The sequence below is a fragment of the Pantoea eucrina genome, assembly GCF_002095385.1.
Taxonomy (GTDB): Bacteria; Pseudomonadota; Gammaproteobacteria; order Enterobacterales; family Enterobacteriaceae; genus Pantoea; species Pantoea eucrina.
This window is the reverse complement of record NZ_MIPP01000001.1, coordinates 91079-105431: the sequence shown is the minus strand read 5'-3', so window position 1 is coordinate 105431 and position 14353 is coordinate 91079. Positions and strand designations below refer to the sequence as shown.

Annotated in this window: 13 protein-coding genes; 9 read left to right on the top strand and 4 right to left on the bottom strand. The window is 57.5% G+C overall.

Going from position 1 to position 14353, the window contains the following annotated elements; all coding sequences use genetic code 11:
* Positions 1–12: 12 nt before the first annotated feature.
* Entirely contained in the window at positions 13–1290 is a 1278-nt protein-coding gene (locus HA43_RS00520; protein ID WP_094110685.1) for a DUF445 domain-containing protein, read from the top strand.
* A gap of 209 nt (positions 1291–1499) precedes the next feature.
* Here the strand turns inward: HA43_RS00520 and lptG are convergent, their stop codons facing one another.
* Positions 1500–2576, bottom strand: a complete 1077-nt coding sequence (gene lptG, locus HA43_RS00515) for an LPS export ABC transporter permease LptG (protein WP_039382335.1) — start codon at positions 2574–2576, stop codon at positions 1500–1502.
* Positions 2576–3676 (bottom strand): LPS export ABC transporter permease LptF, encoded by a 1101-nt coding sequence (gene lptF / locus HA43_RS00510; RefSeq protein ID WP_039382331.1) that lies wholly within the window; start codon positions 3674–3676, stop codon positions 2576–2578. Before lptF ends, lptG begins: the two co-directional genes overlap by 1 nt.
* 265 nt (positions 3677–3941) lie before the next feature.
* On the opposite strand from lptF, the gene pepA reads away from it, so the two are divergent.
* The 4 genes from pepA to HA43_RS00485 all read left to right on the top strand — a co-directional run bounded on the left by pepA (position 3942) and on the right by HA43_RS00485 (position 9775).
* The gene (gene pepA / locus HA43_RS00505; RefSeq protein ID WP_039382329.1) at positions 3942–5453 is read left to right on the top strand and encodes a leucyl aminopeptidase; all 1512 of its coding nucleotides are present in this window, start codon (positions 3942–3944) and stop codon (positions 5451–5453) included.
* A 428-nt stretch (positions 5454–5881) separates the two neighbouring features.
* Positions 5882–6340, top strand: coding sequence for a DNA polymerase III subunit chi (locus tag HA43_RS00495; RefSeq protein WP_039382327.1), 459 nt, complete (start codon positions 5882–5884; stop codon positions 6338–6340).
* A 5-nt stretch (positions 6341–6345) separates the two neighbouring features.
* Positions 6346–9201 (top strand): valine--tRNA ligase, encoded by a 2856-nt coding sequence (locus tag HA43_RS00490; protein ID WP_039382324.1) that lies wholly within the window; start codon positions 6346–6348, stop codon positions 9199–9201.
* 67 nt (positions 9202–9268) lie between these two features.
* Positions 9269–9775, top strand: coding sequence for a GNAT family N-acetyltransferase (locus HA43_RS00485; protein ID WP_039382322.1), 507 nt, complete (start codon positions 9269–9271; stop codon positions 9773–9775).
* A 10-nt stretch (positions 9776–9785) separates the two neighbouring features.
* On the opposite strand, the gene miaE is transcribed toward HA43_RS00485, so the two are convergent.
* The gene (gene miaE / locus HA43_RS00480; protein ID WP_039382319.1) at positions 9786–10547 is read right to left on the bottom strand and encodes a tRNA isopentenyl-2-thiomethyl-A-37 hydroxylase MiaE; all 762 of its coding nucleotides are present in this window, start codon (positions 10545–10547) and stop codon (positions 9786–9788) included.
* A 55-nt stretch (positions 10548–10602) separates the two neighbouring features.
* The gene (rraB, locus tag HA43_RS00475) at positions 10603–11028 is read right to left on the bottom strand and encodes a ribonuclease E inhibitor RraB (protein WP_039382316.1); all 426 of its coding nucleotides are present in this window, start codon (positions 11026–11028) and stop codon (positions 10603–10605) included.
* Positions 11029–11191: 163 nt separating this feature from the next.
* Between rraB and argF the strand changes: the two genes are divergently transcribed.
* The 4 genes from argF (at position 11192) to ridA (ending at position 14309) form a co-directional block, all read left to right on the top strand.
* Positions 11192–12199, top strand: a complete 1008-nt coding sequence (argF, locus tag HA43_RS00470) for an ornithine carbamoyltransferase (RefSeq protein WP_094110683.1) — start codon at positions 11192–11194, stop codon at positions 12197–12199.
* Between the two features lie 229 nt (positions 12200–12428).
* Positions 12429–13364, top strand: a complete 936-nt coding sequence (gene pyrB, locus HA43_RS00465; protein WP_039382311.1) for an aspartate carbamoyltransferase — start codon at positions 12429–12431, stop codon at positions 13362–13364.
* 13 nt (positions 13365–13377) lie between these two features.
* Positions 13378–13842, top strand: coding sequence for an aspartate carbamoyltransferase regulatory subunit (pyrI, locus tag HA43_RS00460; RefSeq protein ID WP_094110682.1), 465 nt, complete (start codon positions 13378–13380; stop codon positions 13840–13842).
* Positions 13843–13922: 80 nt separating this feature from the next.
* Positions 13923–14309: a 2-iminobutanoate/2-iminopropanoate deaminase gene (gene ridA, locus HA43_RS00455; RefSeq protein WP_039382308.1), complete on the top strand. Its 387-nt coding sequence runs from the start codon at positions 13923–13925 to the stop codon at positions 14307–14309.
* Positions 14310–14353 lie beyond the last annotated feature (44 nt).

Below are 14353 nucleotides of genomic sequence, written 5' to 3'. Positions count from 1 at the left end.
TAAGATCGGATAATGGATAAATATCAACAACTGAAGCGCAGCAAACAGCTGGCGCTGGCGCTGCTGCTGGCGGCAGCGGCAACCTTTATCGTTACGCTGTTTCTGCCCGCTAATTTCTGGGTGCTGGGCGTTAAAGCGATCGCTGAAGCGGCTATGGTCGGCGCACTCGCCGACTGGTTTGCGGTGGTGGCGCTGTTTCGTCGCGTGCCGCTGCCGCTGATTGCGCGCCATACGGCGATTATTCCGCGTAACAAAGATCGCATCGGCGAAAATCTTGGTCGCTTTGTGCAGGAGAAGTTTCTCGATACCGATTCGCTGCTGGCGCTGATCCGCCGCAACAATCCGGCACAGCTGCTGGCGCAGTGGCTGAATGCGCCGGGCAACGCCGATCGCACAGGGCGTCATCTGCTGCAGGTCATGCGCGGCTTTCTCGATCTCACTGACGATGCCCGCATTCAGCAGTTTATACGGCGCGCCGTGCATCGCGCGCTGGATAAGGTCGATCTGACCCAGTCCAGTGCGATGATCCTCGACAGCCTGACCAAAAATAACCGCCATCAGGCGCTGCTGGATGCGGCGATTGAACAGCTGCTGCAGCTGCTGCACAAACCCGGCACGCGTGAGTTTATCGCCCTGCAGATTGTGCGCTGGCTGAAGCGTGAACATCCGGTTAAAGCCAAAGTATTGCCAACCGAGTGGCTGGGCGAGCACAGCGCCACGCTGGTGGCTAACGCGGTGGACTCCATTCTCGACGAAGTGGCGCGCGATCAGGGGCATGAGCTGCGTCTCGGCTTTAATCGCGCGGTGCAGCGGCTGATTGACCAGCTGAAAAACGATCCGGAGATGGCGGCGCGCGCAGAGTCAGTTAAGCAGTGGCTGAAAGAGGATGAGTCGCTGAATCGCTATATCGGTGAGCTGTGGCAGGATCTGCGCGCCTGGCTGAAGCGCGATCTCAGCAGCGATGATTCCCGCGTACAGGAGCGGGTACGGCTGGCGGCGCTGTGGCTGGGAGAGACGCTGCTGGCCGATGAGGCGTTACGCAGTTCGATGAATCAGCATCTGGAGGATGCGGCGCGCAGCGTGGCACCGGAGTTTGCTGCTTTTCTGACGCGTCATATCAGCGATACGGTAAAAAGCTGGGACGCACGCGATATGTCACAGCAGATTGAGCTGAATATTGGCCGCGATCTGCAGTTTATCCGCATCAACGGCACGCTGGTCGGCGGCACCATCGGCCTGCTGCTCTATCTGCTGTCGCAGTTGCCCGCGCTTCTGCAGACGCTGCCCTGACCCGCCGAGGCTGAGCCAGGGCGCCATCATTAACCGAGGGCGCCATAAATGGCGCCCCTACGTTATCCTGTAGGGGGCGCATTCATGCGCCCCTGGTCCAGGCCGAACACCAAAAAATCAGGGCGCCATAAATGGCGCCCCTACGTTATCGTGCAGGGGCCTCATTAATGAGGCCCTGGCGCATTCATGCGCCCCTGGATCTCTCCCGCTTAACGTCGTTTCAGCAACAGATAGAGACTGATAGCGAAGAAAGCGCCGCTGGGCAGGATTGCCCCTAATATTGGCGGCAGGCCATAGACCAGGCTCAGCGGACCAAAAATCTGATCCAGCACGTAGAACAGGAAGCCGAAGCTGATACCCGTCACCACGCGCACGCCCATCGATACGCTGCGCAGCGGTCCGAAGATAAAGGAGAGCGCCATCAGCATCATGACCGCTACCGAAAGCGGCTGGAAGATTTTACCCCACATATTGAGCTGATAACGGCCCGACTCCTGCCCGCTCTGCTTCAGATATTTACTGTAGTTATACAGTCCGCTGATAGAGAGCGCGTCCGGATCCAGCGCCACTACGCCCAGCTTGTCTGGCGTCAGGTTGGTTTTCCACTCGCCGTTCAGGCTCTGCGAACCGGTGATCTGTTTTGGATCGGTGAGGTCTGACTCATCCACCTGCGCCAGCTCCCACCGCTTACGCGCCTGATCCCAGGTCGCGGTGGCCGCATAGCGCACGCTCTGCAGACGGCGGGCGTCGTTAAAGCGGTAGATGCTGACCCCATCAATCTCGTTATCGCCCTTAATGCGTTCGATATAGATAAAGTCGTTGCCATCCTTCGCCCAGAGGCCGTTCTGCGTGGAGACCAGCGACCCGCCGTAAAGCTGCTGCGCGCGGAAATTACGCGCCATCTGCTCGCCCTGCGGCGCCACAAACTCGCCGACGGCCATGGTCAGCAGCACCAGCGGGATCGCGGTTTTCATGACGGACAGCGCCACCTGCAGACGGGTAAAGCCGGACGCCTGCATCACCACCAGCTCGCTGCGCTGAGCCAGCGTGCCGAGGCCAAGCAGCGCGCCAAGCAGCGCCGCCATCGGGAAGAAGATCTCGATATCTTTCGGCACGCTCAGCAGGGTGTAGTAGCCCGCATCCAGCGCGGAATACGCGCCCTGCCCGGTTTTGCGCAGCTGATCGACAAACTTGATAATGCCCGACAGCGACACCAGCATGAACAGCGTCATCATGATGGTGTTAAAAATGGTTTTACCGATATAGCGGTCAAGAACCTTAAACATCACACCGACCCTCCGCGGCTGAAACGCGCCCGCAGACGACGCATCGGCACGGTATCCCAGGCGTTAAGCGCCACCGCCAGTGCCAGATACGCGACGTTAACGGTCCACATCCAGATAGCCGGATCGAAGCGCCCTTTGGCCGCATTGGAACGCAGCGAACTCTGCAGCAGGAAGAAGATCAGATAGAGCAGCATCGCAGGCAGCATCGACAATACGCGGCCCTGACGTGGATTGACCACGCTAAGCGGCACCACCATCAGCGCCATAATCAGCACCGAGAAAACCAGCGTCAGACGCCAGTGCAGCTCAGCCTGGAACTGCGGCGTTTTGGTGTTGATCAGCGTAAGCAGATCGGCCTGATCGGCATCGTTAGGATCGAGCGTCGCTTCTTTATAGCCGACTACCGCCTGATAGTTCACAAAGTCAGTGATGCGGAAATCACGCAGCAGCGCGGTACCTTCAAAGCGGGTGCCTCTATCCAGCGTCACCACCTGCGAGCCATCCTTGCGCTGCTCCATATGGCCGCTGTCCGCCAGCACCACCGACGGACGCGCGTTGCCTTTAGGCCGCAGCTGCGCGAGGAACACGTTGCCGAAGGTGTTGCCTTTCACATCCTCGACAAACAGCACGGTATTGCCGTCGCTGGAGGTCTGGAACTGGCCTGCGGCCAGCGCAGCAGCGCCCGGGTTCGCTTTGGCATTCTGCGTAACCTCATCCTGGTAACGCGATGACCAGGGGCCGAGCCAGATCACGTTGACCGCCGCCACCAGCGAGGTCATCAGCATCAGGATCATCGCCGCTTTAACCAGTAACCCTTTACCCAGGCCGCAGGCGTGCATCACCGTAATTTCACTTTCGGTGTATAGCCGGCCCAGCGTCATTAAAATCGCCAGAAACAGACTTAAGGGTAAAATAAGTTGCGCCATTTCAGGCACACCGAGTCCTAACAAGGTCAGAACCAGATTTGTGGGGATTTCGCCATCCACCGCCGCCCCTAAGATCCTGACTAACTTCTGACAAAAGAAGATTAGCAGCAGGATAAACAGGATAGCCAGCTGGCTTTTGAGCGTTTCCCGAACCAGATATCTAATAATGATCACGCTTAGTACGCCTGTGAAAACTTGTCTTTTTGCAGGAAAATCGCTAGTTTCAACGCTTATCAGCCATTTTTCTTCATCAATGGCCGTATTGGTCGCTAAAATGGTCTGTTAATGCGTCAGGGTGGTGAAAAAACATCATATTGTCACCCCACTCATTATGACCAGCGGCGTTAAATTGTCATGGCGTCGCGCCAAATAATGGGTGACGAACGCGCTACATTCTAACGACAGCTACGGCCGTTGTCTTTAAGATTCAGGAGAGTGCATGGAGTTCAGTGTAAAAAGCGGCAGCCCGGAAAAACAGCGGAGCGCCTGCATTGTTGTAGGCGTTTTTGAGCCGCGCCGTTTATCGCCCATTGCCGAACAGCTGGATAAAATCAGCGACGGCTATATCAGTGCGCTGCTGCGCCGCGGCGAACTGGAGGGCAAAGTCGGCCAGACGCTGCTGCTGCACCATGTGCCGAATATTCTCTCTGAACGTATTCTGCTGATTGGCTGCGGCAAAGAGCGCGAGCTGGACGAGCGTCAGTATAAGCAGGTGATCCAGAAGACCATTAACACGCTGAATGACACCGGCTCCATGGAAGCGGTCTGCTTCCTGACCGAACTGCATGTTAAAGGCCGCAACACCTACTGGAAAGTGCGCCAGGCTATCGAAACTTCGAAAGAGGCGCTCTACAACTTTGATCAGCTGAAAAGCAATAAAGTTGAGCCGCGTCGTCCGCTGCGCAAGCTGGTGTTCAACGTCCCGACGCGTCGCGAACTCACCAGCGGTGAGCGCGCTATTCAGCATGGCCTTGCCGTAGCAGCCGGCGTGAAAGCGGCAAAAGATCTCAGCAACATGCCGCCAAATATCTGTAATGCGGCCTATCTCGCTTCGCAGGCACGCCAGCTGGCGGACGCTTACAGCAAAAACGTCACGACCCGTGTTATCGGCGAACAGCAGATGAAAGAGCTGGGCATGAATGCCTATCTTGCAGTTGGTGCCGGTTCGCACAATGAGTCGCTGATGTCGGTCATTGAGTACAAAGGCAACAGCGATCCGGACGCGCGTCCTATTGTGCTGGTGGGTAAAGGGCTGACCTTTGACGCCGGCGGCATCTCTATCAAGCCTGCTGAAGGCATGGATGAGATGAAATATGATATGTGCGGCGCGGCCTCGGTCTATGGCGTAATGCGCATGGTGGCAGAACTCAATCTGCCGCTGAACGTCGTGGGCGTGCTGGTGGGCTGTGAAAACATGCCGGATGGCCGCGCAATGCGCCCGGGCGATGTTCTGACCACGATGTCAGGCCAGACGGTAGAAGTGCTGAATACCGATGCTGAAGGTCGTCTGGTACTGTGCGACGCCCTCACCTACGTTGAACGTTTTGAGCCTGAAGTGGTGATTGACGTGGCGACCCTGACCGGTGCCTGCGTAATTGCGCTGGGTCATCACGTCAGCGGCCTGCTTTCGAATCACAATCCGCTGGCGCATGAGCTGATCAGCGCTTCTGAACAGTCAGGCGACCGCGCGTGGCGGCTGCCGATGGCCGATGAGTATCAGGAGCAGCTGGAGTCGAATTTTGCCGATATGGCGAATATCGGCGGACGTCCGGGCGGTGCGATTACGGCCGCCTGCTTCCTGGCGCGTTTTGCACGCAAATATAACTGGGCGCACCTCGATATCGCCGGCACCGCATGGCGCTCCGGTAAAGCCAAAGGCGCTACCGGTCGTCCGGTACCGATGCTCTCTCAGTTCCTGCTGAACCGTGCGGGTCTGAACGGCGACGATTAATCGGTATTGCGCGTCCTGTGGCGGCATTTCCCCCGTAGGGGCGCCATTCATGGCGCCCGGTTTGATGCGCGTGCGGAACGTGATGACGCCATTCATGGCGCCCGGGGGTGATGCGCGCGCGAGACGTGATAACGTTCAATATGGCGCGGTGTTTGACCAGGGGCGCATAAATGCGCCCCCTACGGTGGTATATCCTCGCGATAAACCTCGGGACGGCGCGGTGTTTGACCAGGGGCGCATAAATGCGCCCCCTGTGGCGGCATTTTTCCCCGCAGGGGCGCCATTCATGGCGCCCGGGTTGACGCGCGTACGGGACGTGATGACGCCATCAGCAACATTCCTGCTGCTGATATCGGCCTTAATGTTGGACGCACGCCGCGCGCTGACGCACAATGCTCTCTGTTGTTACTGATGGAATTTAGCCCGCCATGAAAAACGCCACCTTCTATGTTTTAGAGTCAGAAAGCGCCAGTGATGGCCTTAGCGCTATTGAAGCGCTGGTGTGCGATCTGGCTGCTACCCGCTGGCGTGAAGGCAAACGTATCCTGATCGCCTGTGAAAGCGAAGCGCAGGCGAACCGGCTGGACGAGGCGCTCTGGCAGCGCCCGGCTAACGCCTTTGTGCCGCATAATCTGGCGGGTGAAGGCCCGCGCTACGGTGCGCCGGTAGAGCTTGCCTGGCCGCAGCGCCGCAGCAGTGCGCCGCGCGATTTGCTGATCAGCCTGCTGCCGGCATTCGCAGATTTTGCCACCGCTTTCCATGAAGTGATAGACTTCGTACCGTATGAAGAATCCCTGAAACAACCGGCGCGCGATCGCTATAAAGCCTATCGTAGCGTTGGTTTCCAACTGAAAACGGCGCCACCACCCCCGCCGCAAACGACATAGCAGAAATGGACAAGACATATAACCCGCAAGATATCGAGCAGCCGCTCTACGAGCACTGGGAACAGCAGGGCTACTTTAAACCGAATGGCGACACCAGCCAGGAAAGCTTTTGCATCATGATCCCGCCGCCGAACGTCACCGGCAGCTTGCATATGGGTCACGCCTTCCAGCAGACCATTATGGATACCATGATCCGCTACCAGCGCATGCAGGGTAAAAATACCCTGTGGCAGGCGGGCACTGACCATGCCGGTATTGCGACGCAGATGGTTGTAGAGCGTAAGATCGCCGCCGAAGAGGGGAAAACGCGCCAGGATTATGGTCGTGACGCCTTTATCGATAAAATCTGGGAGTGGAAAGCGGAATCAGGCGGCACTATTACCCGCCAGATGCGCCGCCTCGGCAACTCCGTGGACTGGGAGCGCGAGCGCTTCACCATGGATGACGGCCTCTCAAATGCGGTGAAAGAAGTTTTTGTGCGCCTTTATAAAGAGAACCTGATCTACCGTGGCAAACGCCTGGTAAACTGGGACCCTAAACTGCGCACCGCTATCTCCGATCTGGAAGTAGAAAACCGCGAAAGCAAAGGCTCGATGTGGCATATCCGCTATCCGCTGGCGGATGGCGCGACCACGGCAGACGGCAAAGATTATCTGGTTGTCGCTACCACCCGCCCGGAAACCCTGCTGGGCGATACCGGCGTTGCCGTCAATCCGGAAGATCCACGCTATAAAGATCTGATCGGCAAAGAGCTGATCCTGCCGCTGGTAGATCGTCGCATTCCGATCGTGGGTGATGAGCACGCCGATATGGAAAAAGGCACCGGCTGCGTGAAGATCACCCCGGCGCACGATTTCAACGACTATGAAGTGGGTCGTCGTCACAAGCTGCCGATGATCAACATTCTGACCTTTGACGGCGATATCCGCAGCCGTGCCGAGGTGTTTGACACCAACGGTGAAGCGAGCACCGCCTGCTCCGATGAAATCCCGGCGGCGTTTCAGGGTATGGAGCGCTTTGCCGCGCGTAAAGCGATTGTCGCTGCCGTGGATGAAGCGGGCCTGCTGGATGAGATCAAGCCACACGACCTGACGGTGCCGTACGGCGATCGCGGCGGCGTGGTGATTGAGCCGATGCTGACCGATCAGTGGTACGTGCGTACCGCCCCGCTGGCGAAAGTTGCGGTAGAAGCGGTAGAGAACGGCGACATTCAGTTTGTACCGAAGCAGTATGAAAATATGTACTTCTCCTGGATGCGCGATATTCAGGACTGGTGTATTTCACGCCAGCTCTGGTGGGGGCATCGCATTCCGGCGTGGTATGACAACGACGGCAACGTCTATGTCGGCCGCACCGAAGAAGAAGTGCGTCAGGAAAATAATCTGGCTGCAGACGTGGCGCTGCGTCAGGATGATGACGTGCTGGATACCTGGTTCTCCTCCGGCCTGTGGACCTTCTCTACTCTTGGCTGGCCAGAGAACACCGAAGCGCTGCGCACCTTCCACCCCACCAGCGTGCTGGTGAGCGGCTTCGACATTATCTTCTTCTGGATCGCGCGCATGATCATGCTGACCATGCACTTTATCAAAGATGAAAACGGCAAGCCGCAGGTGCCGTTTAAGACCGTCTATATGACCGGTCTGATCCGCGATGAAGAGGGACAGAAGATGTCGAAGTCGAAAGGCAACGTCATCGATCCGCTCGATATGGTTGATGGGATTTCGCTGGAAGCGCTGCTGGAGAAACGTACCGGCAACATGATGCAGCCGCAGCTGGCGGAAAAAATCCGCAAGCGCACCGAGAAGCAGTTCCCGGACGGCATCGTGCCATCAGGCACTGACGCCCTGCGCTTTACGCTGGCCGCGCTGGCCTCAACCGGACGCGATATCAACTGGGATATGAAGCGTCTTGAAGGCTATCGCAACTTCTGTAATAAGCTGTGGAACGCCAGCCGCTTTGTGCTGATGAATACCGAAGATCAGGATTGCGGTCAGCAGGGTGGCGAACTGAAGCTGTCGCTGGCGGATCGCTGGATCCTGAGCGAGTTTAACCGCACGGTGAAAGCGTACCGTGAGGCGCTGGACAGCTATCGCTTCGATATCGCGGCCAATATTCTCTATGACTTCACCTGGAATCAGTTCTGCGACTGGTATCTGGAGCTGACCAAGCCGGTGATGAACAGCGGCAGCGAAGCGGAGCTGCGCGGCACGCGCAACACGCTGGTAACGGTGCTGGAAGCCCTGCTGCGTCTGGCACACCCGATTATTCCGTTTATTACGGAAACTATCTGGCAGCGCGTAAAAGTGCTGAAAAACATCGATCATGACACCATTATGCTGCAGCCGTTCCCGCAGTATGACGCGGCGAATGAGGATGCCGCAGCGCAGGCAGACATTGAGTGGATGAAACAGGCGATTGTCGCGGTACGTAATATCCGTGCTGAGATGAACATCGCGCCGAGCAAGCCGCTGGATGTGCTGCTGCGCGACTGTTCCGCTGACGCACAGCGTCGCGTGGAAGAGAACCGCAACTTCCTCTCCCGTCTGGCGCGTCTCGCGAGCCTGACGATTCTGCCGGCGGGCGACAAAGGCCCGGTCTCTGTGACCAAGATCGTCGAGGGCGCAGAGCTGCTGATCCCGATGGCCGATCTGGTCAACAAAGAGGCGGAGCTGGAGCGTCTGGCAAAAGAGCTGCTGAAGCTGGATGTTGAGATTGAGAAGATCCAGACCAAGCTGGCGAACGAAGGCTTTGTGTCGCGCGCCCCGGAAGCGGTGGTCGCGAAAGAGCGCGAGCGCGTGGCGGAGATGGAGCAGTCAAAAGCAAAACTGATTGAACAGCAGGGCGTGATTGCGGCATTGTAAGCGCTTAAGACCTGTTCGTTAACTGAAGCCGGGCTCTGCCTGGCTTTTTTATTACCGGAATTCTGCCATGAGCACCCTCACCTCACTGAATCTGCAGGTCCGCCCGATCTGCGCCGCGGACAACCAGCCGATTGCACAGGTGATCCGCACGGTGTCAGCCGAGTTTGGCCTGACCGCGGATAAAGGCTATACCGTCGCCGATCCCCAGCTTGATAGCCTGTTTGAACTCTACAGCACGCCAGGGAGCGCCTACTGGATTGTGGAGCTGGAAGGCAGCGTCGTGGGCGGCGGCGGCATTGCGCCGCTGGCGTGCAGCGCACCCGATATCTGCGAACTCCAGAAGATGTATTTTCTGCCGCAGGTGCGCGGGCTCGGCCTGGCGCGTGAACTGGCGCTGCGCGCGCTGGCGTTTGCCCAGGCGCAGGGGTTCCGCCGCTGCTATCTGGAGACCACCGCCAGCCTGACGCGGGCGATTGCGCTTTATGAAGCGCTGGGATTTACGCACATTGACCGCGCCATGGGCTGTACCGGTCACGTCGATTGCGAAGTGCGGATGCTTAAAACGCTGGCGTAGAAGACCGCACTCAGAACGCGGGCACGCCGCTGTGAAAGCGCAGCTCCGTATCCGGCTCGCCGATCAGGCGCGCTTCCGCTGCGCCGATCGCCTGCACGCGCGGTGTAATATCGCGCGGTGAGATCTGCGCTGCCAGCGCAAGGTAGTCCTGATAGTGACGCGCTTCTGAACGCAGCAGCGAGATATAGAACTTCTCCAGCTGCGCATCCAGATGCGGTGCCAGGCTGGCAAACCGTTCGCAGGAGCGCGCTTCAATATAGGCGCCGCAAATCAGCTTATCCACCAGCGTATCGGGCTCATGGGTGGTGACCTCCCGCAGCAGCCCTTTTGCATAGCGGCTGGCGGTGATTTTGCGGTAAATCAGACCGCGCGCCTGCATGATCTCCCATACCTGATAAAAGTGGTGCAGCTCCTCTTTGATCAGCAGCACCATCTTCTCCACCATCTCATCCGCCCACGGCAGTTCGTTGCGCACGATAACGCTTTTGGTCAGATTTTTATGCGCATTGATGAAGTCGCTGCTGTGCGCTTCGCCAAAGACAAACGCCTCATAAGGTTCGAGCCACGCCAGAATCGCCTCACCGCTCGGTTTATCTGCCACATATTTACGGATCAGCCATACGGCGGTCTGTGCCGCTTTCAGCTCACATACCATGTGATCGGTCAGCAGCAGCGTAAGATTTTCCGGTTTGCGCGCCTCTGCGATCCACGCCTCAGGCGTGCGACAGTGCAGGAACTGGTGGATGGGTGCTAATAGCGGGGCGTAATTCATCGGTGGTCTTTACAGGCAGGTAAGTGAAACGGGCGACAGGCGCCGCCCGGTACAATCAGTGACGGACGCCGTTATCCTCGCCGTCGTCGTCCATCTCTTCATCTTCGTCTTCGTCATCTTCCGCGTTGGGATCTTCGAAGTAGGTACCCCAGCCGTCATAATCGACGTTGTATTTGCCCACCAGGTTCACCAGCTGCTCAACCTGCGCATCGATCAGTTCAGGTTTCAGGGCAGATTCGCTGAGGATATCCACACACATTACCGTGGTGCCATCTTCCAGCTCCAGCTCTTCCGGCTCGGTGACTTCATAGCCCAGCTTAAACGCATCAACTGCCGCTTTTTCCAGCGAGTCGAAGTTGTTGCAGGAGAGATGATGTTCAATGGTGTAGAGCGCGTCCGGATCGCTTCCGTCATCCAGCAGCTCTTCGATGATCAGACGCGTCTCTTCGCGCTGTTCTTCCAGCAATGCTTCGTATGCCATGTGTGAGTCCTCAAAATGGTGGCAGTGAATGCAATTATTTTCCCATACTGCCTCGCGCGCCACTACACAAAACAGAAAGTTTATTTGCGCCGGGGTTGAAAATGAATATTCATACCATTAAATTGAATTTTAATTCATTATTAAGCAGCTTACGGAGCAAAGCATGAGCCAGTTATATTCGAAACATTTCCTGCGGTTGCTGGATTTTACTCCGGCAGAGATCGCCAGCCTGCTGTCGCTGGCCGCTGAATTAAAGCAGGCCAAAAAAAGCGGCAGTGAAACGCGCTACCTTACCGGCAAAAATATTGCGCTCATCTTCGAAAAAGACTCGACCCGTACCCGATGCTCTTTCGAAGTTGCCGCTTACGATCAGGGTGCAAACGTGACCTATCTCGGGCCGGGCGGCAGTCAGATTGGGCATAAAGAGTCGATGAAAGACACCGCCCGGGTGCTGGGACGCTTCTATGACGGTATTCAGTATCGCGGCTATGGTCAGGCGCTGGTGGAAACCCTGGCTGAACACGCCGGTGTACCAGTGTGGAACGGTCTGACCGATGAGTTTCACCCTACGCAGCTGCTGGCCGATCTGCTCACGATGCAGGAGCAGCTGCCAGGTAAAGCGCTGAGCGACATGACGCTGGTGTATGTGGGCGACGCGCGCAATAACATGGGCAACAGCATGCTGGAAGCCGCCGCCCTGACGGGGCTGGATTTGCGTCTGGTAGCGCCTGAAGCGTGCTGGCCGGAGAGCAAACTGGTGGAGACCTGCCGCGCAGCGGCGGCGCAAACCGGCGGCAAAATTACGCTGACGGAGAATATCGCCGAAGGCGTGCAGGGGGCAGACTTTATCTATACTGACGTCTGGGTCTCTATGGGCGAGGCGAAATCGGTGTGGGAAGAGCGTATCGCTCTGCTGCGCCCCTATCAGGTTAACAGCGCGATGCTGGCGCTGACCGGTAATCCGCAGGTGAAGTTTCTGCACTGCCTGCCCGCTTTTCACGATGACAAAACCACGCTGGGCCAGCAGCTGGCGGCGCAGTACGGGCTGGAAGCCGGAATGGAAGTCAGCGACGAGGTATTTGAGTCGGCGCACAGCGTGGTATTCGATCAGGCGGAAAACCGCATGCATACCATCAAAGCGGTGATGGTAGCCACGCTGGCCCAGCGCTGATTAACGCCAGGCAAACGTTTACTTAGCGCTTGCTGCCCGCCCGCGAATGCGTATAATGCGCCACAATTTGCCGGAGGAAATATGCCACAGCGCCAGCCACATTTTGCCGCTCCCGTCCGCCTGAACGCAGGCGGCACCGCTGTTTCTTTCCGCTATTCACCGATCGTTATAAAGCCCCTGTAAAGGGGCTTTTTTTTGTCCGCTATCCGGCAGCACTGAGGAGAAAGCTATGGCTAACCCGCTATATCGCAAACACATCATTTCCATCAACGATCTCAATCGCGATGAACTGGAGCTGGTGCTGCATACCGCTGCCCGGCTTAAGGCGCAGCCGCAGCCTGAGCTGCTGAAGCATAATGTGATTGCCAGCTGTTTTTTCGAAGCCTCCACCCGGACCCGCCTCTCGTTTGAGACGGCGATGCATCGCCTGGGGGCATCGGTGGTCGGGTTCGCCGACGGCGGTAACACCTCGCTGGGCAAAAAAGGCGAAACGCTGGCCGACACCATTTCCGTCATCGGCACCTACGTTGACGCTATCGTAATGCGCCATCCGCAGGAGGGTGCGGCGCGTCTGGCCACGGAATTTTCCGGCGGCGTACCGATCCTCAACGCCGGCGATGGTGCGAATCAGCATCCGACGCAAACCCTGCTCGATCTCTTTACCATCCGTGAAACGCAGGGGCGGCTTGATAACCTCAGCGTCGCGATGGTCGGCGATCTGAAATATGGCCGTACCGTGCACTCGCTTACGCAGGCGCTGGCGAAATTCACCGGCAACCGTTTCTACTTTATCGCCCCGTCAGCACTCGCCATGCCTGCCTATATCACCGATATGCTGGATGAACAGAACATCGTCTGGACGCGGCATGACAGCATTGAAGAGGTGCTGCCTGAACTCGACATTCTTTATATGACGCGGGTGCAGAAAGAGCGTCTCGATCCGTCAGAGTACGCCAATGTTAAGGCACAGTTCATTCTGCGCGCCGCCGATCTGCACGGCGCGCGCGGCAATATGAAGGTGCTGCATCCGCTGCCGCGCGTGGATGAGATCGCCACCGACGTCGACAGCACGCCCCACGCCTGGTATTTCCAGCAGGCGGGGAACGGCATTTTTGCCCGCCAGGCGCTTCTGGCGCTGGTACTGAATAGCGAACTGACAGACTAAGGAGCCGACGATCATGACCCAGGATAATAAACTGCAGGTAGAAGCGATTAAACGCGGCACGGTAATCGATCATATTCCGGCCCAGACGGGATTTACGTTGCTGTCGCTGTTCCGCCTGACGGAAACCGATCAGCGCATTACCATCGGCCTTAACCTTCCTTCCGGCGAGATGGGACGTAAAGATCTGATCAAAATCGAGAACACTTTTCTTACTGAAGATCAGATCAATCAGCTGGCGTTTTATGCGCCGCACGCTACGGTAAACCGTATCGAAGAGTATGAGGTGGTGGCCAAAATTACCCCAACGCTGCCGGCGCGCATTGAGCAGGTGCTGACCTGCCCGAACAGCAACTGTATCAGCCGCAGCGAGCCGGTTTTCTCCAGCTTTGCGGTAAAGCAGCGTGAAGATGATATCCACCTGCAGTGTAAATATTGCGAGAAGTCGTTTGCCCGCCATGTGGTGCTGGGTCACTGGTAATCATCTGACCGCTCCCTATAATGGGAACCCTTGCTTACGCGGCGAGCGCCCCGCTGGCCGCGCACTTCTGAGGAGAAACGATGTCTCGCGAAATCAGTACGGAACAGGCTCCCGCCGCTATCGGTCCCTATGTGCAGGGCGTGGATCTCGGCAGCATGATTATCACCTCCGGACAGATCCCGGTCGATCCGGCAACCGGCGCGGTCGCCGATGATGTGGCAGCCCAGGCGCGCCAGTCGCTGGAGAATGTCAAAGCGATTGTTGAAGCAGCCGGTCTGCAGGTTGGCGACATTGTCAAAACCACGGTCTTTGTCAAAGACCTCAACGACTTTGCCACGGTTAACGCCACTTACGAGGCGTTTTTTACTGAGCATCAGGCCAGCTTCCCGGCACGCTCCTGTGTCGAGGTCGCCCGCCTGCCTAAAGATGTCAAAATTGAGATTGAAGCGATCGCCGTACGTCGCTGATCCCCTGCCCCTCTCCCGGCCGGGAGGGGGCACTCACCACTTCC

Excerpts from the sequence above, each read along its gene's own strand:
- HA43_RS00520 (WP_094110685.1), top strand. The coding sequence starts at position 13 with ATGGATAAATATCAACAACTGAAGCGCAGCAAACAGCTGGCGCTGGCG.
- lptG (WP_039382335.1), bottom strand. The coding sequence starts at position 2,576 with ATGTTTAAGGTTCTTGACCGCTATATCGGTAAAACCATTTTTAACACC.
- pepA (WP_039382329.1), top strand. The coding sequence starts at position 3,942 with ATGGAGTTCAGTGTAAAAAGCGGCAGCCCGGAAAAACAGCGGAGCGCC.
- HA43_RS00495 (WP_039382327.1), top strand. The coding sequence starts at position 5,882 with ATGAAAAACGCCACCTTCTATGTTTTAGAGTCAGAAAGCGCCAGTGAT.
- HA43_RS00490 (WP_039382324.1), top strand. The coding sequence starts at position 6,346 with ATGGACAAGACATATAACCCGCAAGATATCGAGCAGCCGCTCTACGAG.
- HA43_RS00485 (WP_039382322.1), top strand. The coding sequence starts at position 9,269 with ATGAGCACCCTCACCTCACTGAATCTGCAGGTCCGCCCGATCTGCGCC.
- miaE (WP_039382319.1), bottom strand. The coding sequence starts at position 10,547 with ATGAATTACGCCCCGCTATTAGCACCCATCCACCAGTTCCTGCACTGT.
- rraB (WP_039382316.1), bottom strand. The coding sequence starts at position 11,028 with ATGGCATACGAAGCATTGCTGGAAGAACAGCGCGAAGAGACGCGTCTG.
- argF (WP_094110683.1), top strand. The coding sequence starts at position 11,192 with ATGAGCCAGTTATATTCGAAACATTTCCTGCGGTTGCTGGATTTTACT.
- pyrB (WP_039382311.1), top strand. The coding sequence starts at position 12,429 with ATGGCTAACCCGCTATATCGCAAACACATCATTTCCATCAACGATCTC.
- pyrI (WP_094110682.1), top strand. The coding sequence starts at position 13,378 with ATGACCCAGGATAATAAACTGCAGGTAGAAGCGATTAAACGCGGCACG.
- ridA (WP_039382308.1), top strand. The coding sequence starts at position 13,923 with ATGTCTCGCGAAATCAGTACGGAACAGGCTCCCGCCGCTATCGGTCCC.